This window comes from Haladaptatus sp. DJG-WS-42, from assembly GCF_037198285.1.
Classification (GTDB): Archaea; Halobacteriota; Halobacteria; order Halobacteriales; family Halococcaceae; genus QDMS2.
In genome coordinates, this window is record NZ_CP147243.1 from 1,653,710 (window position 1) to 1,673,534 (window position 19,825).

At 57.6% G+C, this 19,825-nt stretch carries 22 protein-coding genes and 1 pseudogene; 8 read left to right on the forward strand and 15 right to left on the reverse strand.

Features of this window, described 5'->3' with window-relative positions; all coding sequences use genetic code 11:
- Window position 1 precedes the first annotated feature (1 nt).
- Window positions 2-1,249 (forward strand): tRNA-guanine transglycosylase, encoded by a 1,248-nt coding sequence (locus V5N47_RS09065; RefSeq protein ID WP_338727005.1) that lies wholly within the window; start codon window positions 2-4, stop codon window positions 1,247-1,249.
- Window positions 1,239-2,807, forward strand: coding sequence for an ATP-binding protein (locus tag V5N47_RS09070; RefSeq protein ID WP_338727006.1), 1,569 nt, complete (start codon window positions 1,239-1,241; stop codon window positions 2,805-2,807). Before V5N47_RS09065 ends, V5N47_RS09070 begins: the two co-directional genes overlap by 11 nt.
- Before the next feature lie 2 nt (window positions 2,808-2,809).
- Here V5N47_RS09070 and V5N47_RS09075 read toward each other — a convergent pair whose 3' ends face one another.
- On the reverse strand, window positions 2,810-3,964 hold the full coding sequence (locus V5N47_RS09075) for a hypothetical protein (RefSeq protein WP_338727007.1): 1,155 nt from the start codon (window positions 3,962-3,964) through the stop codon (window positions 2,810-2,812).
- A gap of 178 nt (window positions 3,965-4,142) precedes the next feature.
- The gene (locus V5N47_RS09080; RefSeq protein ID WP_338727008.1) at window positions 4,143-5,150 is read right to left on the reverse strand and encodes a site-specific integrase; all 1,008 of its coding nucleotides are present in this window, start codon (window positions 5,148-5,150) and stop codon (window positions 4,143-4,145) included.
- Window positions 5,151-5,515: 365 nt separating this feature from the next.
- On the opposite strand from V5N47_RS09080, the gene V5N47_RS09085 reads away from it, so the two are divergent.
- Together V5N47_RS09085 and V5N47_RS09090 are read left to right on the forward strand one after the other, a co-directional pair.
- Window positions 5,516-6,316, forward strand: coding sequence for a helix-turn-helix domain-containing protein (locus tag V5N47_RS09085; protein ID WP_338727009.1), 801 nt, complete (start codon window positions 5,516-5,518; stop codon window positions 6,314-6,316).
- 258 nt (window positions 6,317-6,574) lie between these two features.
- Window positions 6,575-7,234, forward strand: a complete 660-nt coding sequence (locus V5N47_RS09090; RefSeq protein ID WP_338727010.1) for a hypothetical protein — start codon at window positions 6,575-6,577, stop codon at window positions 7,232-7,234.
- A gap of 24 nt (window positions 7,235-7,258) precedes the next feature.
- Here the strand turns inward: V5N47_RS09090 and V5N47_RS09095 are convergent, their stop codons facing one another.
- The 10 genes and pseudogenes from V5N47_RS09095 to V5N47_RS09140 all read right to left on the reverse strand — a co-directional run bounded on the left by V5N47_RS09095 (window position 7,259) and on the right by V5N47_RS09140 (window position 12,331).
- Window positions 7,259-7,870 (reverse strand): VOC family protein, encoded by a 612-nt coding sequence (locus tag V5N47_RS09095; protein ID WP_338727011.1) that lies wholly within the window; start codon window positions 7,868-7,870, stop codon window positions 7,259-7,261.
- A gap of 27 nt (window positions 7,871-7,897) precedes the next feature.
- Window positions 7,898-8,641, reverse strand: coding sequence for a pirin family protein (locus tag V5N47_RS09100; RefSeq protein ID WP_338727012.1), 744 nt, complete (start codon window positions 8,639-8,641; stop codon window positions 7,898-7,900).
- 80 nt (window positions 8,642-8,721) lie between these two features.
- A complete protein-coding gene (locus V5N47_RS09105) occupies window positions 8,722-9,057 on the reverse strand; it encodes a hypothetical protein (RefSeq protein WP_338727013.1) in 336 nt (111 codons plus the stop codon).
- 43 nt (window positions 9,058-9,100) lie between these two features.
- The gene (locus tag V5N47_RS09110; RefSeq protein ID WP_338727014.1) at window positions 9,101-9,349 is read right to left on the reverse strand and encodes a gas vesicle protein; all 249 of its coding nucleotides are present in this window, start codon (window positions 9,347-9,349) and stop codon (window positions 9,101-9,103) included.
- Window positions 9,346-10,125 carry a gas vesicle protein GvpL gene (gene gvpL / locus V5N47_RS09115; RefSeq protein ID WP_338727015.1) on the reverse strand — a complete coding sequence of 260 codons (780 nt, stop codon included), beginning with the start codon at window positions 10,123-10,125 and terminating at the stop codon, window positions 9,346-9,348. The genes V5N47_RS09110 and gvpL overlap by 4 nt, the downstream gene beginning before the upstream one ends.
- Complete coding sequence (locus V5N47_RS09120; RefSeq protein WP_338727016.1) at window positions 10,122-10,427, reverse strand: gas vesicle protein K; 306 nt, start codon at window positions 10,425-10,427, stop codon at window positions 10,122-10,124. Before V5N47_RS09120 ends, gvpL begins: the two co-directional genes overlap by 4 nt.
- 58 nt (window positions 10,428-10,485) lie before the next feature.
- Window positions 10,486-10,716 (reverse strand): annotated as a pseudogene (locus V5N47_RS09125) (gas vesicle protein); the annotation flags it as partial.
- On the reverse strand, window positions 10,709-11,452 hold the full coding sequence (locus V5N47_RS09130; protein ID WP_338727017.1) for a hypothetical protein: 744 nt from the start codon (window positions 11,450-11,452) through the stop codon (window positions 10,709-10,711). The pseudogene V5N47_RS09125 and the gene V5N47_RS09130, both read right to left, overlap by 8 nt.
- Window positions 11,452-11,703, reverse strand: coding sequence for a gas vesicle protein GvpG (gene gvpG / locus V5N47_RS09135; protein WP_338727018.1), 252 nt, complete (start codon window positions 11,701-11,703; stop codon window positions 11,452-11,454). The genes V5N47_RS09130 and gvpG overlap by 1 nt, the downstream gene beginning before the upstream one ends.
- Window positions 11,687-12,331: a GvpL/GvpF family gas vesicle protein gene (locus V5N47_RS09140; RefSeq protein WP_338727020.1), complete on the reverse strand. Its 645-nt coding sequence runs from the start codon at window positions 12,329-12,331 to the stop codon at window positions 11,687-11,689. The genes gvpG and V5N47_RS09140 overlap by 17 nt, the downstream gene beginning before the upstream one ends.
- A gap of 150 nt (window positions 12,332-12,481) precedes the next feature.
- Here V5N47_RS09140 and gvpJ point away from each other — a divergent pair, with 150 nt between their 5' ends.
- Window positions 12,482-12,736: a gas vesicle protein GvpJ gene (gene gvpJ, locus V5N47_RS09145; RefSeq protein ID WP_338727022.1), complete on the forward strand. Its 255-nt coding sequence runs from the start codon at window positions 12,482-12,484 to the stop codon at window positions 12,734-12,736.
- Window positions 12,737-13,159: a gas vesicle protein GvpO, halophile-type gene (gene gvpO, locus V5N47_RS09150; protein WP_338727023.1), complete on the forward strand. Its 423-nt coding sequence runs from the start codon at window positions 12,737-12,739 to the stop codon at window positions 13,157-13,159.
- Window positions 13,160-13,180: 21 nt separating this feature from the next.
- Here gvpO and V5N47_RS09155 read toward each other — a convergent pair whose 3' ends face one another.
- Window positions 13,181-14,434 (reverse strand): hypothetical protein, encoded by a 1,254-nt coding sequence (locus V5N47_RS09155; RefSeq protein WP_338727024.1) that lies wholly within the window; start codon window positions 14,432-14,434, stop codon window positions 13,181-13,183.
- Window positions 14,435-14,511: 77 nt separating this feature from the next.
- On the opposite strand from V5N47_RS09155, the gene V5N47_RS09160 reads away from it, so the two are divergent.
- Complete coding sequence (locus V5N47_RS09160; RefSeq protein WP_338727026.1) at window positions 14,512-14,829, forward strand: CHY zinc finger protein; 318 nt, start codon at window positions 14,512-14,514, stop codon at window positions 14,827-14,829.
- 52 nt (window positions 14,830-14,881) lie between these two features.
- Window positions 14,882-15,850 carry an LLM class flavin-dependent oxidoreductase gene (locus V5N47_RS09165; protein ID WP_338727027.1) on the forward strand — a complete coding sequence of 323 codons (969 nt, stop codon included), beginning with the start codon at window positions 14,882-14,884 and terminating at the stop codon, window positions 15,848-15,850.
- On the opposite strand, the gene V5N47_RS09170 is transcribed toward V5N47_RS09165, so the two are convergent.
- Together V5N47_RS09170 and V5N47_RS09175 are read right to left on the reverse strand one after the other, a co-directional pair.
- Window positions 15,821-17,461, reverse strand: a complete 1,641-nt coding sequence (locus V5N47_RS09170; RefSeq protein ID WP_338727028.1) for a helix-turn-helix domain-containing protein — start codon at window positions 17,459-17,461, stop codon at window positions 15,821-15,823. The two genes, V5N47_RS09165 and V5N47_RS09170, sit on opposite strands and share 30 nt — an antisense overlap.
- 106 nt (window positions 17,462-17,567) lie before the next feature.
- Entirely contained in the window at window positions 17,568-19,787 is a 2,220-nt protein-coding gene (locus tag V5N47_RS09175; protein ID WP_338727030.1) for a S8 family serine peptidase, read from the reverse strand.
- Window positions 19,788-19,825 lie beyond the last annotated feature (38 nt).

The window sequence follows — 19,825 nt, forward strand, 5'->3', positions numbered from 1 at the left end:
AATGCCAGATTTAACTCAACGCAGCAAGTATGCTGACTTTTCCATAACGTCGACTGCTGGAGAAGCACGCACTGGAGAGTTAGTAGTAGGTGAGAAAAAATTTGAAACACCCATGCTCTTCCCTGTCATCAATTTCTATGGTGGTGGGAGAAAAGGGAGCCTATTTGGAGGAAGCACCCACAGAACAGTAAAAGAGCTTATTAATGGGGATGACTGCGTCGGCGGCGTTTCTTGCAGCGAATATTTCCCGGGCTCTATGCTTTCAGTTGGGTCGCTAACTGACTATGGAATCAGCGAATCTTTACTGAAGACGTATCTGGAGAAACCAATTAGCGAAAGACCGGAATTCTCTGGATTTGAGGGATTGTTATTCGTCGACTCTGGTGGGTTCAAAAATCTCTCACAAGGCGGTTTAGACGGCTCTGATTTTCAGATGGAACTCAACCAACACCGCGTGTTCGACATGCAACGTCAGCTTGGTGGTGACATCCTCGTCAACCTCGACCTCCCGATTACCGAGGATGACACGTATGAAGAACGCATCGAGAAAGCAAAAACAACAGCAGAAAATGCAGTTGAATTTGCTCGGCACACTCAATCATACCCATGTGCTGCGTATCTTTCTGTCCATGGCTATGATTATTCGATGATCGATACCTTCTTTGAGCAAGTCGAATCCGTGTTTGGTTCTCTCGATTTGACTGAGATATTTGATGGAATTGCCTTGGGAAGCCTTGTACCAAAAAAGGACAACAAGTCTACTCTCATCGAAGCGATTTCTGGTTGTAAGCAGGTGATGGCTGAACGAGGCTTTGAGAATCATCCATTACACGTGCTAGGGATCTCCGGGAAATCGATGCCACTGTTAGTTGGGCTGGGCGTAGATAGCTTTGATTCGTCATCCTACATTCAAGCCGCGATCAATGGAAAATACTACACGTCTTTCTTGGAGACTGAACGCGTTGATGACGTTGATTTGACTAAGTGCGACTGCCCAGTCTGCTCTTCACCCCTTCTTCGGGAACGGATGAAAGGGAACGCCGAGTATCGAAAGGACCAGATGGGCCCTGTTGCTGTCCATAATATGATTATCCAGCAAAAGGAGTTGTCGAGAATGCGCAAACTGATTCAGAGCGGTCCGGAAGCCTTCGTGGATTATCTTGGAAACGAACTCGGACGTCACCGGTCAGTCGGACGATATGCCCACGATGTTGTTAACAAATCATTCGGAGGATACGATGGAATATAAACCAAAAGTCAACGAAATCAACGAATTCCTGGAAATTGCAAGCGACTTTGAGGATCCGTTAGAACTAATCAGAGAGTCACTATCCAACTCTTACGATGCCGGTGCAACTGATGTGTTAATCCGGATTCGAACTGGAGCAACTGGATCTGACATTACTATCGAAGATGATGGCGAAGGCATGAGTCAGCGAGACTTGGAGTCTTTCTTCGACTTAGGTAACTCCAGAAAGACAGATGGGATCGGGTACAAAGGCCACGGGACCAAAATATTCTACAAAAGCGATGGAATTAAAGTAAATACTAGCAAGAACAAAAAAACGCTTCATGCGGAGATGGAGCAACCTTGGGAGAAGCTCAATAACCGTGAGTTACCAACCTATTCGGTCACTGAACACGATGCCCCAGCGGAGCGGTCTGGAACACAAATAAAGATTCAAGGGTTCAAGTCTGGGGAAGGGTTTAGCCCTGAATCACTCACCTACAACAAAATCCACAACTATCTGAAGTGGAAGACGATTGCGGGCTCAACTGGTCACTTCTTCGAAGACGATTCACGAGAAATGAACATCACCGTCGATCTCGATTCTGGGATCGATGACACAATGGATGAGCTTCAAACGACGAATCACTTTGAGTTCCCCCGTGAGCAATTGCGCCCTGGCACAGGTGACTTCCCAGAGGAGCGAATGTGCAAGCACTATGGCCCAATAGAGCTCGAAGTTCCCTTCGATGGTGGTCATACTACATTAGAGATCGTCGGAATGGTTGGCGGGAAGGCGGCTCGAAATGAGTTGCCAACATACGGTCGACACTCAACGCAGTTCGGTATCTGGCTTGCAAAAGATCATATCAAAATTGAGCGGCTCAACGAAGCGATCTCTCACGATAACGAATTCATTCATTTCTTATTCGTTGCAAATTGCCAAGATATCGAACTCTCAGCGAACCGAGGGAAGATTCGAAATAAGGCGAGCAAAGTTTACCAGACAATAGAAGAAGAGCTCAACCATTACCTCTCAAAAGTTGCTCGCGACCCATGGTTCAAGGAGTATCTGGAAATTCGAAAGCGAGCCAGCATTTCTCGACAGGCGCAGACGCATTCAGAATCGGTTTCTCAGAGAAAGGAACGGATTCACTCTCGTAATTCATTTGAGCCCACAAACGTGGCTGAGGTCCTTTTAGGACTCCAGCATTCGAACCGCTTTGAATCAAACAACACGGTTACGATCGAAGACTACCAGCCAGCAGAAGAGGTTGAGGCAATCGTTCGTATTGGAGATGACCTCTTGGGTTCCTCACTGCAACAAGCGGTCGTGGATTTCTTCGACTCTGGAACTCCCCTGGGCTCTACTGAACAAATCATCGCATGGGAACTCGGGGACCTTGATAAGTTGCGTGAGATTGAACGAAAAGGTTACTTAGACGCTGAAATTGAATGTGACTTCGACAAGCCTGAAGTTCGATATATGCGCAACGGAAAAACCGAGCACATCGATATCCTGCTCGTTAAACCTCGGTTCCACAGAACAGATCAATTGGCCCAGACACTGGCTGAATGACGCTATAATCGCTTAACCCACGGATTATTTTCAGGCTCAAACTCACTCTTTTTCCCCGAATAGGAAGCTGTACTATCATCTAGGATACCTAAGTGGACCAATTGGCGAGTGAAATTAAATAAGATATTTGACCGAACTAAAGATCTCCACGTGTCTGTATTGTATATCTCTTCTCTCTGATCGTTTCTCAATAATTCCCTCGCAGTCTCCGTATTGGTCACAAATAGGTTCAGAAATACGTTCGGATACTGTTCGACTACTGTTCGAAGAAGTTCAGTGAAGACGAATTCACGGTTCTGCTGATTCACAGCCTCTACAAATTGTCTGAAATCTGGGTGCCGCTGATATGCGGTTCGCAGTAGTACTGCTAAGGAAGGAATTTCGTCGATTAAAGGACTATAGTTGATGTCCTGCTTTTTTGATGCTAGGTCGTCCAGCGTTTCAATCCCTTCGCCACGGAGAGTACTCTTTGCAAGTTTTCCATGCTCTGAAAGAGAGAAGGTACTTTCTCCATCTTTGGAAAGGAACCCACACAAGCTCGCTCCCTTGATAGTATATTTCGCAGTGGACTGGGCAACACCATATTTTTGAATAATTTCGGATTCAAGTTTGGACCGGCTTGTTAATTCAGAGATTGCCAGTACCGGTGCATATGCATTCAATGGCTGTGTCAAATACAGAGTTGAGACAACAGAGCTACTCCCAGGATGAGAGAATTGATACTTGACCCGCGACTGAACGTCAGATACCTGAGCCGCGTCTATCTCAGTAGCTGGCTCGTTCCATGAAACTGCCCCTGTGCTCGTTGTCGAGATTGTCCCTGCGCCATGGCTCAGCAGCACGTCCTCTACTCTTTTTAGATCACTGTGAGGAGCGGCGAGATAGCTCAAATGGGACCCACGTTGGTACGTTAGAGTTTGGCCGACTCCTTTGAGGAGGTCCTTGCTTCCCTTAACCTCTATTGCAAATACTTGACCTCGACCAGTTTGCCCAATGATATCTGGGTACCGGCCATCAATCGTTATTGAGTGCGGATTCGCCCGTTTCAGAACGTTACTGTATGTGTTGTAGTGGCTGCCTGGAACATGCACAAGGAAATCCCAACCACGAGTAGAAAGTTCGTCTACAACCGTTTCAAAAACATCCGATTCCTCCATAGATACTACAGTTAATTTTCAGTGTAAAATAGGTGATCCCATAACCACAGTCGGCAAGTGATGAAGGAACTTGTGAGCGAAGAAGGAACCGAAAAGCGTCGTGAGGGTGACGTCAACGGCCTCTACCCATCGGGGCAACCACGTGGTTTTCAACTTTCTTATCCAAAGAAACAGAACTTCAGATGTTGTCGAGAAATCCCCTCCGTTGTTCCATCTTATCGCGCTCTCCTCGCTGATCGTAATGCTTCTCAATCACGTCTGGACTCACATTCGCCCGGTCGCTGACCACGCGCTCTGGTACATCTTCGGACAGCCAGTACGTAATCGCGCCGCGCCGCACGTGTGGTGAGCGGCTTGATGGACACCGAGACACTGAATTACGATTCGTCGCCTCACACGTCTCGACGTCTCTGTCGTGCGGACATCCATCGGTGTAGAAGCACGGACGGGTCACCTCGTAGATGATGTGTTGAATGGTACTGTGGTGGAGTCGCCCTTGCTTCGATGCCAGCAGTGGCTCTCGTCCGGCATCGTCGGTTACGTCGGGACGCTGGTCGGCCAGCCAGTCATCCAGCAACTCACACATCTCGTCCGAAAGCGCGACGTAACGCTCCCCTGACTCCTGGTTGTTCAGGGGAATTCCCGTGTCCTTCCGGTGGACAGTCTGGATGTACTGCTCCTCCGAGTCGTAGTCGTGAACGTCGAGTGCGTACATCGCCCCGCGGCGCATCGCTGTCCGCCACGCAAGTGTCAGGATGACGTGCCGGACCGAGGCGTATCGGTACATCTCAAGATACGTGAGTACTTGCTCGGCTCGCTCGGCGTCGAGCATCTCGGTTCGCACGGCGTCGCTCGCCGAGAGGATTGGCAGTTGGACCTTCGTGTGGAGGTCGGGGTCGACTGCATCGATGGATTCGAGGAACTTGATAAACACGCGGATGGTGACCATCTGGGTCTTCTCGGAGACTTTGGACAGATCTCCGTCGTTTCTCCGCCAGATGCGGTACTCGTAGAGCGTCCGTCCGGTGAGATTGTTCAGGTTCTCGATGTTCTGGTCGTGACACCATCCAACGAAGTACCGAAGTCGGGAGCGGTGTGACTGCAGGGTCTGGACGGCGACTTCGTTCCGGCGATGGTCGAGATACAGTTCGAGTGCGCGCTCGGGTGCGATTGGTTCGAGTGTCATAGTCGCATCGTGTCGATGCGAATCTCACGACTGGGCAGACCGCAGCTAGCCGGACCCAATTTTGACGGGAGATGTTGTTTTTCGTTCGTGGGTCGAACTTTCTCCCGTCGGGTCCGTTCGATTTTGTGGCGATTCGGAATCACTCGACAGCGCCTCCCCCTTATAAATTCTCTCAGAATTCTGAGGGGAGAGTCCGCCACGCAGCATACCGCCTGCGTTTCGCGGGCCTGCTGGCCATCGGTTTGCAGAGAGTATGAGGCGTCAAAGCTTCATCTCTATTTTGACCCACTCCAGCACAGGTTGTCCGGCCACAACACCCGTGAACCACCCCCCAGTATTTCCAGTTGCTTGACGTCTGTTGCGGTATGGCAGAAAAGTCAACTGAACAACTCGAATACGAATGTGCGGGTCTGCTCAAAGAATTTGGCTTTACTGAGTACGAAGCGTACACGTTTGTCTACCTGCTCCGGCTTGGACAGGGGACGGCAAAGGACATCGCAGCGGTGGATAGTGTGCCCCGCACCCGCGTCTACGATGCGGTTGATGTCCTCCACGAGGCCGGACTGGTCGATATCCAGTACACAACACCCCGGAAATTCACGGCCGTGTCACGGGAAACGGCACTCCGCAAACTCGAACTCCAGCGCGAGAACACCATCTCGGAGTTGAGCGAGCTGTTCGACCAACTCACACCTGCTGACCACCGTTCCGAAGAGTTTGGCGTCTGGACGGTCTCGGGTCACGACGCAGTCGCCAGTCGCATCTTTGAGTTCATCGACAACGCCGAAGACGAACTCGTCTACATGACCGTCGATTCATTACTCACTGACAAGCACATAGACCAGCTCCGTGCCGCAGAAGCCCGAGGCGTTGACATCTATCTCGCTGGCATCTCAGAACCCGTCCAAGCCCGTCTCCAAGACGAGATTCCCACAGCGGAACTCTTCGAGACGCTGTGGGCGTGGGCCGAGATGGGTGCGGGAAGCCTCCTCTTTACGGATAAACAAACCGCACTCGTGAGTGTCCTCGTCGATGGCGATTCCACGGCCGAACCCGACGAAACGGCGATTTGGGGAACGGGTGCGCGAAACAGCCTCGTCGTGGTCCTGCGCGCCATCTTCACGTGGCGACTTGGAGACGAGCTGCGCCCCTCCGGTGAGGGATAAGAATCGCTCTTGGGTGAGGCACTTGAAGCAATCCAGTCGGTCGAAGACGGTCATGCTCGCGGCAAAGGCGTCATCACTGTTTAGGTGAGAGAAAGTTGGAAAATCAGCCGTGGTGATGGTGGTTCATTTAACTTCGCGTGAACTCAGCACGGTTTATTCAAGAAGAGCTTTCCTGAGTTTGAGATTCAATCTATGTTTAACGGAGAGTGACAAATTCACGCAATCTTTTTCTAATTAGAAATTGTCATTTTGTTTGTTGTGCCCTTCTCACCATTTACGCCTATAAAAATCATCCAAACAGAAATTCACAATTGGATGACGCCAAGAGACGAAGAAGACAGGCTCCATTCTCAACTCCGAGGTGGACAGTACGAGTTTGTTATTGAAAATAATGGTGTGTCTCAGGAAGTATCACTTTCTATCGAAAATATTGGCTGGCACACTAAGGATACAGTAAAGATTGAACTCCGGGTTCGGAACTATGGATGTCCAACGTCGATAAAAGAGTGGAAGGAGGACCTCATCTATCTATATATAACAACATATCTTCGTGGGAAGGACAGTGCCAAAGAATTGGCCACGCCTCTTCTTTCGAACATAGAAATAGGAGGGTTCAGCAATCAAGATATTCGAATTAGTATGTTTGTGTATACTACTTTCCCATCTGGAATTTGGGATGCCGTTGGACGAATTGCTAACTTGATTTCTCTGTACCATAGCGACCACTTCCAATATCTAAAACAAATATATCAAGAGAAGGGTGACCAGTACCAAGAAACAAGCGAAGTAATTGATTTGCAGGATGGTGCAGAACTGGCTCAACATTCAGAAAACCAAACTTATATTCAGGCTTTTGGATATCTCACCGATTATTTTGAATACAAGTTAAATGATGGAACTGCTGACAAAAATCTATGATAGTATCTTTAGGCTCTCTGCTAACTACACCCCAGTCCCAGTCGGCGCGTCGGGCAACTCGTGCGCCGTCGCGTCCAGCCCCAACTCCTCAAGCGCGGCTTTCATGTGCCGGTCTTCGGCAAAGTCAGAGCCGTCGGCTTCTCGAAGCGCTTGCGTCTTCGCCAGCACCTCACCGCGGCGGTCGTCGGGGATGTCGTACTTGTCGGTCGAGAGTTCGATGACGAGGCCGTTGTTGTCGTGGGTGTAGAGCGAGAAGAAGATGCCACGGTCGAAGATGTTGTAGTTCCGGCCGTCATCCTCGATGGCGTCTATCATCTCTTCGAAGCGGTCGGGCGCGATGCGGAAACAGAGGTGGTGGACGGAGCCAACCGCCCCGCGCTGGCCGTAGGGGTTCGACTCGCGGTCGTCGCTCACGAAGAACGTGATGATGCGGCCGTCGCCGGTGTCGAAAAACAGGTGCGTCTGGGAGGGGTCGTCCAGATTCGGCTGGCGGAGCACGAGCGGCATGCCGAGCAGGTCACGGTAGAACGCAACCGTGTCTTCCTCGTTGCTCCCCCAGATGGTCATGTGGTCGGTGCCGGTGGTGTGAATCGGGCTGTCGGGCAGGTCGTCAGTGACGGGTATCTCGTTGTGCATGGTGTTGGTTGAATCGGGTTCTCGGACTCAGTCGACAAACGGGCCGCGCTGGTGGATGGGTTCGCCGTGTGGCTGTCCAGAAATGGCCGCGACGCGAAGGTCGTCGTCGCTCGAAAACGTCGTTGTACCGCCGTTTTGGACAACATAGTCGCCTTCTGCGAATGCGTGGCCGTCCGCGCTTCCGGTTCCGGAAATGGCGTAGCACACGCCGTGCCAGCCGTCGGGGACGCGCCACTCCCACTCGTCGGAAATGTTCACATCACGACACTCGACGTCGGTTTCGAGGGTAATCGGTGACCCCTCGCCAACGACGGTTGTGACGGTCGCACCGTCCACTTGCTCGACTGGTAACTCGGCGGCCGTCGCGTCCTGATAGGAGGGGTCGATTCCCTTCTTTTCACGCGGGAGGTTCACCCAGAGTTGCAGGCCGTTGCACGCCGCACCGTCTGCGGGAAGCTCCGAGTGCTGGATGCCACTCCCGGTCGTAATTCGCATCACGTCGCCGTCGCGAGCGGTGTGGGACTCGCCGAGCGAGTCGTCGTGGCGCATCCCGCCCGCGAGCATGTAGGAGACGATTTCGAACCCGCGGTGTGGATGGGTGGTGAAGCCCTGCGTCGGGTCGATGTAAAACCGCTCGAACACGACGAATGGGTCGAGATGAGTGAGCCGCGGCGTTGGCATCACACGGTTGCCGCGCATCCCGCCCGGATGCGTGATATCCGTCGCCTGTTCAGGCGTGGGTTGTGGCGCGGGTGAGTCGTTCGAGGTCATGGCCTATCCTCGTGTCGTGGTGACACGTTTCGTCTAAATGTACACGAGACAGGCTAATAAGGCCGGTAGTAACACCGAAGTCAGTAGGTGTCGTTGCCGTCAGGGCCGACGCGAATTGGGTCGTCGCCAGCGTGTTCGAGGACGACGTCGTGGCGCGCGTGACGGACGTGGGTTTCGGCCCATCGCCGCGCCGGGCCTTCTGACAGGAACTGTTCGCCGTCGGGACACTGGCGGCAATCAGCTATCCACGGCGTCACCGCGTCGGGGAAGTGGCCGGTGTGGCGCATGTGGTCTAAGGCGAACTGTTCGAACGATTGGTTTCCCACCCCAAGATTATCGAGTTCGTACGAAAGGCTCCACTCACGGTCACACCGCGAGCAGGTAATCGTTGGCGTGTCGTCTACAGGCTCGGTCACGACTCGAGATACGCGGTGCGCCCACTTCTAAGTGAACTTCTTCCTACTCGATGGCGCGTTTTGCACCGTCCGAGTCCCCATCCCCACCACCACGAATCTGTTCGTCCCACTCCTCGAACATGCCGTAGTCGGTCATCGCTTCCATCCCCGCGAGCGCCGCAGAGAGTTTGATGCCGACGAGCGGCACGTCGGCTACCGAGAGCACGAGGTCTGCTTGCACGACGGCTCCCTCGCGGAGAATCACGTCGACAAAATCCACGATTGCGTCCTCCTCTCCGTTGCTCGGTTTCATTCGAGAACGCCCTCTGAGACGTGGGTGTACGGCGGCCACGGTCCAGTGTACCTGACTTCAACGCCCTCCTTGGCGGCCACGTCGTCCAGTTCGTCGCCGATTGCATCTGCCCCCTGCTCGGTTGCGAGCGCGGAGATTCGCGCGACAACCTCACCGTCGTCCGAACGCTCACTCAGTTGCACCGACTGTTCACCGAGCGACTCGATGGCTTTCGCGTGGGGCTGCACCCGCGATTCGAGTGCGTCCTGCTCGGCCGCCTTTCGCTCGCGGGCGAGTTCGGAAAGCCGTTGTTCGTACTGCTTTTCGACGAGAAATTGCTTTCCAGGCGGGGCGTCTTCGAGGGTCGTTTTGAGTTCCCTGAGTCGGTCGTCTCCTGCACTTTCAGCCGGGCGGTCGTCGGTCCAAATGACTTCGATGCGATACTCCCAGTGACCCGTAAGGCGGTCGAGTTGGGTCGCAATCGAGTCGCGCGACTCTCGAAGCCACGCCCGCACTGCATCGTCACCGCCCTCGAACACGGTGTTGAAGCGAAACGGGAGCGGCGTCCCGAACGCCTCGCCTACCTCGTCTACGATGGCGAGATGGTCAACGAGTAATCGCTGGATGTCCGTCCCGTCGGCTGACTCGAACGCGGCGTCCTGTGGCTGGACGAGCGCCCCAAGGTTCCGGTCGCACACGAGATACGCGTCGGTTCCATCGAGCCCAATCGTCTGATAGCTGTCGGGGCCGTCTGCGAGCGAGACGGCACAGAACACGTACCGTCGCCCGTCGCTCATCTCGTCCCTCCAAGCCCAGCGGCGTCGTCCGGCAGTTCGAGGGCGTTCTCGATGAGGCCATTCAGGTCGCCGCGCAGGCGCGTCACGTCGTCTTCGATTCCCTCGTCGCGCTTGAACCGCTCGAGTTCGGCTTCGAGCGTGGCAAGCCGCTGCCCGAGTCGTTCTATTTCCGTCTCAGAGAGCGTTTCAGACTCCATCCGGCGGATGGCTTCGCGCTCCATCACTTCGAGCAACACGTCCGCGATGGCGGCGACGAGCGTGACGAGGCCGTTGTCCGCACCGTCTACCTCAATCGTCGTCATCGGTGTCTCCTTTGACGGTCATCGCGCTCGTGTCGATTGGCTCGGTGTCGAGCGCGGGCCTCCCGGAGGCTTCCGCTACCCGCTCCATGTCCGTCCCGCTCGGAAATTCGAGACCGTACTGGGCGGCCGTCTCAAAAGAGGCGATGGCTGCCCGGATGCGGATGTCGAGCAGTTCCGTGTCACCGACCGACACCGCGATGTCGGCGTTGATGACGACGCCCTTGTCGAGCAGCATCTCGACCATGTCCGCGAGGTTGCCTTGCTGGCGAGAGGGGCGGGCGCTATCCATCGCCTTCCTCTTCGAATCGACTCCCGTAGATGCGCGGTCGGTTCGGCGCAGTCGAGTACTTGGTTTCTTCCGGAACCGTCGAACCGCGAAGCCCCAGCACCGACCCGGAGTTCCGAGACGGGACCGTCGAAACGGCGGTTGGACTCCGCGACGACGGCTGGCGCGAATCCGGCGTCGTCCGCTCCACGTTCGTGTCGTGGAGTGCTTTCAGCCGTGCTCTCGCCTTCAGCAACTCCTCGCGGAACTCGTCTACGGCCTTGCTCGCTTTCTTCTGGACGGCGAGTTGGCTGAACTGGTCTAGGTCGTCCGGTTCGTCTACGGCTTCGTCGCTCACGTCGGGCGGCTCTACGTCCCGCTCGTCCTCTCCTTTGAGCGCCGCGACCATCCGGCGGGCGTGTCGCCACGCACCACGCACGTCCATCGCGTTTCTCGCCGCGTCCGCATCGACTGCTTCCGGCACGTCATCAACGTCGAGCACGTCCGCCACGTCGCGTTCGGTAATCACGTCGTTCAAATCGGCATCGTCGAGGGCGTCCGGTACCTCGGAAATGTTGATGGCCTGTGCCAGTTGCGTCACGTTGATTTCGTCGGCCATTGACGTCGCTTCGTCTCCTGCCTCGCGGAGGCGTTCTACCTCCGCTGGCGTGTGGTCTGAAACCGTGTCGGTGACCGTCTCTGCGACGTCTTCTGCGGTCTCTCTTGCCGTGTCGAGCGTGTCGCCAATATCTGGGTCCATTATCGTTTCACCTCCACCCGCCCGCCGAGGCGTTCGTGGGCGCGTTTTGCACGCTCAAGTTCGGCTTCGAGTGCGTCTTTTCGTGCCTCGTACTCCGCCTGCTGTAGGTCGCCAAGTTCGTAGAGCAATCGCGCTTCTTTGAGTTGGTCGCGGATGGCGTCAGTGTCGTACAACTCGGTGAGTGCGACCGTGTGGATAGCATTGAGGATGGAGACCAACGGGCGAAACAGCAGGTCATCGACCAGCAACATTGCTCCGTTCCCCACTGATTTCGATGTCCACGAAGTTGTACGGTGCCCACGGACCCGTGTACTGCACCCGGAAGTCGGGGTACTCGGCTTCGATTTCTTCGACCACGGTATCGAAGGCATCGCGGTTCTCGATGGCGACGAGATACGACTTGTTCAACACCAAGAGGTCACTGAAGTAGTCGCCGTCTGCGGCCTGTTCTGCCACGTCATCGAGGCGGGCCACAACGTCCTTGTGGATGACCTCGGTGTCCATCTCCGCGTCCGGTTTTGCGACGAGTTTCACGCCGAGTTCTACCTTCCCTTCGGTGTCGCGCAGCGCCTTGGTGAACGCTCTACGCCCGCCACGGAGGATGTTCTTCACGCCACGGGCAGAGTCGAACACCATTCCAAACCGCATCGGAACGACGGTCGTGCCACCATCTAACTGCATCACGGCCTGCAAAACGTCGTCGTGTGCGCGTGCGTTCTCGTCAGTTTCCTCCGGCTGTTCGGTGTCGATATCGGAGACGACCGCAGAGAACGGTGGATAGTCAATCGTCTTGATTTCTGTTGCCCCCTCGACCCCCGTCACGGTGACGTCGAGTGTCGTTTCGTTCAGGACGCCGTACACGTAGTAGCTGTTCGTCATCGCCTCTGTGCCCACCTCTGGTCGCTCTGGCGGTTCATTCTCTCGTACCCATTCACCACACCACCTTCTAATAGTGACGGCCAAACAGTTTGGAAAAATTAAGCGTCGGCATCAACGAATAAAGCCCTGCATGAGAGACGTACACAGGCAATGGCAGGTTCCCAACCAGACACCTCCAGTCTCGCAGACGTACTCGATCGCATCCTCGACAAAGGCGTCGTCATCGACGTGTTCGCACGCCTGTCGGTCGTCGGGATCGAACTGCTCACGGTGGAAGCGCGCGTCGTCGCCGCCTCGGTCGACACGTTCCTCAAGTACGCCACCGAGATGAGCAGGCTAGAGCAAGTAACGCAATCAGGGGACTTAGAGGACATCCGAGAGTTCGAACTCTCGGCAACGAACTAAATGAGCGCTGACGCACAGTGTCACGCGCTCACCGAGGATGGTGCGCGGTGTGACCGTGAAGCGACCGATGGGTCGTTTTGCTACCAGCACGACGAAGACGACCCGACGGTAGACGAGGAAACGGACGACTCGCCTGCCGCGCCGTCGCTCGATGGCGATGAGCTGTCCATCCTCGACGTTCGCACGCGGGTCGCGGAGACGGCGACCGACCTCATCGGCCACGAGCTAGACGGCGTCTCCGAGGTGATGGCCACCAGCGACGGCGGCTGGCGTGCGGTCGTCGAAGTCGTGGAACGCCACTCGGTTCCGGACACACAGGACATCCTCGGCCAGTACGAACTTCTGCTCACCGAGCGCGGTGAGATAGAAGGCTACAGCCGACTCGGCCGGTTTCGTCGGTCTGACACCGCCGTCCAGAGCTGAATCGCCTTCAATCGCTTTTCGTCACACCGGAGTTCTGAGCGCCCAGCTATCGGTTTCCGGGTCGAGTCGGTGGGGTTCTTTCCCCCGCTCTGCCAGCAGGCCAACGTGATAGAGCATCGCCTTCAACTGGAACACGGTCGGTGAGTGGTACACGTTTCCGTCCGTGAGTGCCTCCACCACTAACTCGCCGTCCTCGTTGAGCACGCCAGCCCGTGCGGACGCAGTTCCGCGAATGAACAACTCAACCGTGAACGTCGGATGCTGTTCGTGGAGTGCGGTCACGAGTTCAACCAGTGTTGGCTCGGGGTTGTCCCACTCGTGGAGTTGCTGGAGTTCCGTTACGAGTAGTTGGGTTGCCGGATACGCAAACACGACACGCCGGGCGAGTTGTCCCCAGCGTGGGGCTTCGGCGTAAAAGCGCGACCGAGTCCCTTTCCAGTGTTCAAAGGTTTCGAGGGCGGCTTCCACGCCACCACAGGCGTCCTGTGCAAACCGCACCACTTCGTGACCGAGTGGTGCCAGGGTTTCACGCCCGAGTTTGTCGTCTACGAGGCCAAGAAACGCGGCTCCCTGCCGGGCGCTGTTCGTCTCACGAACGACGTACCGCGAGAGTGTTTGTTCAACCTCGTTTTGGGTCGCTCCGAGCGCGAACGCGAGGGCATAGCCGAGGTAGTTTTTCGGATGATTCAACCCAAACGACTTGTCGGCGACGCCCTGTGCGCTTGCCTGAAATCGGATTGCGTCCGTCGCTTCGGACGAGCGGTGACCAACGAGTCGCGGGACGATAGTTGGCTCGACCGCGCCATCAGGGGAGACGCCGAGGATGCCGACGTTTAACTCACGTGCAAGTGTCGCATCCGTCTGCGTGATGGCGTCTGCGGGTGCGGCCAGATACGCCGCATTTGCTTCACCGAGGCGGTTGTACGCTTGGACGATACCGCGCTCTGTGTCCACCAATCCGTTGCTCGTGTGGCCTTTTGCTTCGATGGCGATGAGCGGCGGGTCGTCACCGAACCGTTCGACGGCGAGCAGTTCGGGTTCGAGCTTTCTGACGCCGACCAAGTCTGGAAACCCACTGCCAATTTTGACGCGGTTGAACGGCGCGAGTTCTTCGATGACGTCTGCCCGAATGCGCTCGTCTGCGAGCCACCTCCCCGTCGAAAATTGTGTGTCCGTGACTGCATACTCCTGTGAGCCTCCAGAATTTGGAAACAGCCGTCGCTTCGTGTGCGCGAGTACGTAGGGTTCAGAGAGCGACTCCGAAGCGCTAGCCATGTCACCGTTTCAGTGACCACTGTTAAGAACCTTGAGCTAGCAGAACGCTCAACCCGACGCCACCCCAACCACCGTCAATGCCCGAGGTTCGCGGCGTCGCCGTCGACACAGAAACGCGCTGTGCCCACTACGACACAGCCCGCGACGTGGTCGCGCTCAAGTTCGCCTGCTGTGAGACGTATTACCCGTGTTTTCAGTGCCACGAGGCCGTCGCTGACCACGAGGCGACCGTCTGGCCACGCGACCGATTTGACGAACCAGCAGTGTTGTGTGGTGTCTGCGACACCGAACTCACGGTCACGGCGTATCTCGACGCCGAGGATGTGTGTCCGGCGTGCGAGGCGGCGTTCAATCCGGGGTGTCGGGCGCACGCAGACCGCTACTTCGAGCAGTGACAGCGCTTGCTGGCGGGGGTAGCTACTTGTTCACACACTCGTTTGTGAAGCCATGAAACTCGGGAGTATGCTGCCAACCCACTGTACCGGCGAGTATCGCGTCCCAGCGGAAACGATCCGCTGGTGGGCACGCGAAGCAACCGACGCGGGCTTCCACGGCCTCTGGGTACTCGACCACCTCGTGAAACCAGAAACGTATCGCACCAGCCTGCTCGACCCGTTGATTGCGCTTTCGCACGCCGCCGCGGTCGCGCCGGAGGCGAACCTCGGCACGTCCATTCTCATTGCACCGCTTCGCCACACTGCGAACATCGCCTCACAAGCCCTCTCGATTCAGCACCTCACGGAGGGGCAGGTCACCCTCGGGCTCGGCGCCGGGTATGTCCCAAAGGAGTTCGAGGTGACGGGCGTTCCTCGCACCGAACGCGGCCCGCGCGTGAGCGAAGCCGTTTCAGTATTGAATCAGCTGTTCGACGGCGAGACCTCCTTTTCTGGGCGCTTTCACGAGTTCGAGAACGTGCGAATCGATCCGGTGCTCGACACCCCACCAAAGCTCCTCGCCGGCGGTTCGTCGATTGTTGACGAAGATGGAAACCGGCGCATCCCCCGCCCAATTCTCGACCGGATTTTGAACTGTGGTGGCTGGCTTGCCCGACCAACGAACCCGGAAAAGCTCGAAGCTGAGTGGGAGCTCATCACAGACTACGCCCGCGAACAGGGCGTCGATCCGGACTCGCTGCGCCGGGTGATGCTCCAGTACATCCACGTCGTGGACACCGACGACCGCGAAGCAGCTCACCGCGAACAGAAAGTTGCCTACGAGGACTTCCTCGACGGCGACAGAAACTTCGACTACGCGAAACAGTACTGCTTGACCGGCACGCCAGCGGATATACAAGCCGACCTCGATGCCGTCGAAGCCATCGGCTTTGATGAAGTGATACTCGGGCAGGTCGTCCACACCCCTGCTGATCTCGAACAGCAACTCGGCTTACTGACCGACACCTTCCTCGACGCCTGAGCCGTCCGCCATGAGGCGTGCGGAGGGTGCTGGCTCCGGTTCCGGGCGCAGGGCGGCGTTCGCTTCTTGTGAGAGTCGGGTAACGACCGCGCGGCCCTCGCGTTCGCGCACCACGATGCCGTCGGCTTCGAGCCGCTGGAGGTGATGCGTGATCGTACTCGGGTCGCGCCCGACAGCCGACGCGAGCGCGGAGACAGAGGCGGGGCCGAGCCGCGAGAGCGCGTCCAAGACGGTCGCCGTCGCCTCGTCGTTGAGCGCCGCGACGAGTTCGTGACCTTCGGTGTGTGCCGAATAGAACCGACGCTTGCCCCGGATTTTCGCGCCCGAAATCAGCTGCTCGTCTTCGAGCACGCGGAGGTGATGGCGCGCCGTCGAAAGCGGCACATCCGCGCGTTCTGCCACCGCCGAGAGGTAGATGCCGGGTGACTCGTTGATGGCCGAAAAGACGGCATCGCGCCCCTCGTGTTCGAGCGGGTCTGAGTCGTCAAAGCGGCTGTAGCGAAACGGCGCAATGATGCGCGTCACGCGCTCGATGCCGGCGTGCAGTCTGGTGGTGACGACGGGGCTGGCCGCCTGATTGGCGACGTGGCCAAAACTCGACCAGTCGATTGCGGGGCCATACCGCACCGCGCCCGCGGTGACGAGCGCGCCGAAACCGAGCGCGATGCCGGGTTCTTCGGCCACTGGCTCCGGTAGCGGGACGGTCGAAATCGGTGGAAGGAGTGCGGTGGCGCTGTCGTTCGACGGAGTTGTCGCGGTAGACTCAGCGGCGCGTTGCTCGTCTCGTCGCTCGCTGCCGGATGCGGAATTGGCCACCGCTGCGGCATCGGCAGATTCGCTCGAACCCGGCTCCGTGGCGGCCGTGGTCTCGCTCGTCTGGGCTTCGTCTGCGTCTGCTTCCTGCGTCTCACTCGGGGTCTGCTCCGTTGTGACCACTGCGTCGGTCGGTTCGGTTGGCTCCGTGGTCACGTCCACTTCGGTCGTGGTTGCGGTTGTTTCGAGCGTCTCGCTAGCCGTGTTCGTCGCGTCAGCGTCAACGCTGTCCGTTGTGCCCGTCGTCTCAGTGGTCGGCGTTGCCGTCAGGTCGGCGGTGTCCGTTGAATCGACTGGGACGGTTACGGTGGTCGTCTCGTTCGTTCCCGTGTCCGTCGAGTCGGTCGAAACCTCGGTGAGGGTGTCTCTTGTCTCGGTTACGTCGTCGGTCGCGTCACCCGTGTCAACGACTTCCGTCGTCGTCGTTCCGTCGTTCACATCTTCGACCACGCTGGTCGCCCCGTCCTCGACGGTCGATTCGACCTCGGCTATCGTTTCGGTCGGTGTGGGCGTCGGCGCAGACACTTCGTCCGTGACCGTGTCCGTCGAAGGAGTCGTCTCAGTGGTCGAACCGGTCGGCTCGAGAGTCGGCGTTTCGGTAGTCGTGGTCGGTGTGAAAGTCAGCGTTTCCGTCTCGGTGTCGAGCGTCGTATTCGTCGTGTTGGTGGCGTCTGTCCCGGTTCCAGAAAGCGGGTCGTCAGGGAGTGCGGTGACGGCCATCGGTGAGAGAAGCAGTGCGGCAGCTACCACAATCGTTCCAAACACCCACACGCTCACACGGTCGTCAGTCGCTGTCATGCTGAGGCATCTCTTCACACACCGTCGATACGCTGGATTCCAGACACATTCGCATATAGGTTTTGGCCCAGCCAGCGCTGCTTCTTGCGAGAAAAAGGAAACTCGATCAGTTCGTATCGACGCCGCCAACGGTGTTACTGTCCGTGCCGGTGAGCGTCACCGTCCGCACCTCGTCGAACGCCGCGGTGGCCTCTGCGGGGCCGAATTCGTAGCTGCCCGTCGAATCCGGCGCTTCGAGGAAGTACGTCCGAGTCACGGGGTCGTCGCCATCTTCGACCGCACCCACGGGCTCCGTGAACTCGACGTAGCGCGTGCCGTCTTCGGTGTACACCTCGGCGTCGTCGCCGCCGACGAGCGTCCAGTCGAACGGAATCGCGTCGCGGACGAACGCCGCGCCGGTCGAACTGTCTACCGTAATCGTCACCTGATTCGTCTGCCCAGCGGTGAACACCGAACCGTCGTCCGCCCGCGAACCGGTGGCTTCGAACACGGTGTCGGTGGCCGTGCCGTCGAGGCTCGTGAGTTCCACGTCTTTGAACTTCGCCGGATGCGGTTTGTTCTGCTCTGCGAGCGTGACCGCGCCGACGGCGTCGACGAATCCTGCGCCGATGTTCGCCGGGTTGTAGCCGCCGCGCACGTCCTTCGCGCTGGCTTCCATGATGAGCAACACGTCGAGTGGGTCTGGATACTCACCGTGGGTCTGGTAGTAGGCGTCCACGACGAGCGTGGCGACCCCGGCAGTGACGGGACAGGACATGCTCGTCCCCGAGATTTTGCCGTACCAGATTTCTGCGTCCTGTTCGTTCGGGTCGCCCGTGCTCGCGTACGCCTGCAACGGGTCGTCCGGCGAGAGCGTGCTCATGACGAGACTGCCGTTCGCGCCGACGCCGTTGCGGTAGATGCCGAACGGGCCCTCGGGTTGCTGACCCTTTGGCGGGGCTTCGCGGGCGGTGAGGTCGATGGTCCACGACGCGGTGAGGTTTGCGTACGGGACGATTTCGAAGTAGTATGTTTCGCCGCCGGTCACGGCTCCCGCGACGTGTTCTGGGTTGTCCAGGCTCGCACCGCTTGCGACGACGGGGCCGTCTTCTGCGCCTTGGTGGAGGTAGATATCGAGGTCTTGGCCCGGCGGCGTCCACGACACGTCGGCTTCGACGTAGCCCGCCTTCTCGGGGGCTGTCCACTCCTGATAGACGGCGTCGCCAACGCCCGCGTCGCTGGAACCGGGGCCGACGGTGCCGGTGAAGGTCGCTTCTGCGAGAACGGGCTGGTCTGCGAGGTTCGCGTCGAAGTAGTCGGTCAGGTTCGACAGTGCGAGTTCGCGGTCGTACTGTGCGCCCTCGCCGCCGCCGTCGTAGTCGGCGAACCGGCCGCGCGACGAAAAGTCAGTGACCGATTTATCGTCTTTCGTCGCGGCGACGCTGAGGACGTGCGGGGCTTTCGAGTAGTTATTGAGCGTGTCCTCGCCGGGGCCGTCGTTGCCCGCCGAGAAGATGGGAAGGATGCCGCGCTGGAACGCTTCCCACGTGGCGACGTTGAGCGCGTCGCTTGGCACGAAGTCGTCGGGACTCGAACTGCCATACGAGTTCGAGACGATTTGCACGTCGGTTTTCCCTTGCTCGACCCGCGAGAGCAGGTGGTCGTAGGCTCCCACTGCTTGGACGATGAGGAGGGTTGCCCCCGCCGAGTAGACGGTGAGTTTCGCGTCGGGAGCCATACCCTTGTACTGGCCGCCGCTCGCGGTGCCGTCGCCCGCAACCGACCCGCTGGTGTGGGTGCCGTGGCCGTTATCGTCGGTGTCTGCGGGGCCCGCATCGACCCACATCGTGCCCGAATCGAGCGGGTCGGTGTAGCGCCAGTTGTGCTGGAGGTTCGTCTGGTGGTCGGGATGGTCGCCGTCGATACCGGAATCGATGACCACCGAGTGGGCGGTTTCGCCCGTGTAAAACAGGTTTTCTTGGACGATGTCAGCGCCCGTCGCCTCCCGCGAATCTTCGTTGTGATAGTCGAGTTGTTCGTTCGCTTGGACGTATCTTACTGCGGGAATCTCTCCGAGCGTCGCAATCTGGTCACCCGTGAGTTTCGTATAGGCAATCGGCAACACCTCGAAGGCGAAGTGGCCTTCCGCGAGGTCGAACTGCGCGAGGAGGTCCACGTTCGCGGGGTCGTCGAAGACGACGAGCACTTCCTGTAACTCCGTACTGGTTGTGTCGAGACCGGTGTCGATGGTTGGTGTCTGTGCAAACCCGCTTCCGGTGAACGGGACGAGTGTGGCCGCGCCCGCCGCGCCCGTGGCTTTGAGTACACTCCGTCTGCTGAAACGCATGACAGTAGGCAACAATTGTCTATTAAATAGTGTTCTGG

Bases quoted from the DNA above. Each gene is read 5' to 3' on its own strand.
- V5N47_RS09160 (WP_338727026.1), top strand. From the start codon at position 14,512: ATGCCCGAGGTTCGCGGCGTCGCCGTCGACACAGAAACGCGCTGTGCC.
- V5N47_RS09120 (WP_338727016.1), bottom strand. From the start codon at position 10,427: ATGACGACGATTGAGGTAGACGGTGCGGACAACGGCCTCGTCACGCTC.
- V5N47_RS09155 (WP_338727024.1), bottom strand. From the start codon at position 14,434: ATGGCTAGCGCTTCGGAGTCGCTCTCTGAACCCTACGTACTCGCGCAC.
- gvpO (WP_338727023.1), top strand. From the start codon at position 12,737: ATGAGCGCTGACGCACAGTGTCACGCGCTCACCGAGGATGGTGCGCGG.
- V5N47_RS09080 (WP_338727008.1), bottom strand. From the start codon at position 5,150: ATGACACTCGAACCAATCGCACCCGAGCGCGCACTCGAACTGTATCTC.
- V5N47_RS09100 (WP_338727012.1), bottom strand. From the start codon at position 8,641: ATGACCTCGAACGACTCACCCGCGCCACAACCCACGCCTGAACAGGCG.
- V5N47_RS09175 (WP_338727030.1), bottom strand. From the start codon at position 19,787: ATGCGTTTCAGCAGACGGAGTGTACTCAAAGCCACGGGCGCGGCGGGC.
- V5N47_RS09065 (WP_338727005.1), top strand. From the start codon at position 2: ATGCCAGATTTAACTCAACGCAGCAAGTATGCTGACTTTTCCATAACG.
- V5N47_RS09165 (WP_338727027.1), top strand. From the start codon at position 14,882: ATGAAACTCGGGAGTATGCTGCCAACCCACTGTACCGGCGAGTATCGC.
- V5N47_RS09095 (WP_338727011.1), bottom strand. From the start codon at position 7,870: ATGCACAACGAGATACCCGTCACTGACGACCTGCCCGACAGCCCGATT.
- V5N47_RS09170 (WP_338727028.1), bottom strand. From the start codon at position 17,461: ATGACAGCGACTGACGACCGTGTGAGCGTGTGGGTGTTTGGAACGATT.
- V5N47_RS09140 (WP_338727020.1), bottom strand. From the start codon at position 12,331: ATGACGAACAGCTACTACGTGTACGGCGTCCTGAACGAAACGACACTC.
- gvpJ (WP_338727022.1), top strand. From the start codon at position 12,482: ATGGCAGGTTCCCAACCAGACACCTCCAGTCTCGCAGACGTACTCGAT.
- V5N47_RS09070 (WP_338727006.1), top strand. From the start codon at position 1,239: ATGGAATATAAACCAAAAGTCAACGAAATCAACGAATTCCTGGAAATT.
- gvpG (WP_338727018.1), bottom strand. From the start codon at position 11,703: ATGTTGCTGGTCGATGACCTGCTGTTTCGCCCGTTGGTCTCCATCCTC.
- V5N47_RS09110 (WP_338727014.1), bottom strand. From the start codon at position 9,349: ATGAAACCGAGCAACGGAGAGGAGGACGCAATCGTGGATTTTGTCGAC.
- V5N47_RS09085 (WP_338727009.1), top strand. From the start codon at position 5,516: ATGGCAGAAAAGTCAACTGAACAACTCGAATACGAATGTGCGGGTCTG.
- V5N47_RS09130 (WP_338727017.1), bottom strand. From the start codon at position 11,452: ATGGACCCAGATATTGGCGACACGCTCGACACGGCAAGAGAGACCGCA.
- gvpL (WP_338727015.1), bottom strand. From the start codon at position 10,125: ATGAGCGACGGGCGACGGTACGTGTTCTGTGCCGTCTCGCTCGCAGAC.
- V5N47_RS09075 (WP_338727007.1), bottom strand. From the start codon at position 3,964: ATGGAGGAATCGGATGTTTTTGAAACGGTTGTAGACGAACTTTCTACT.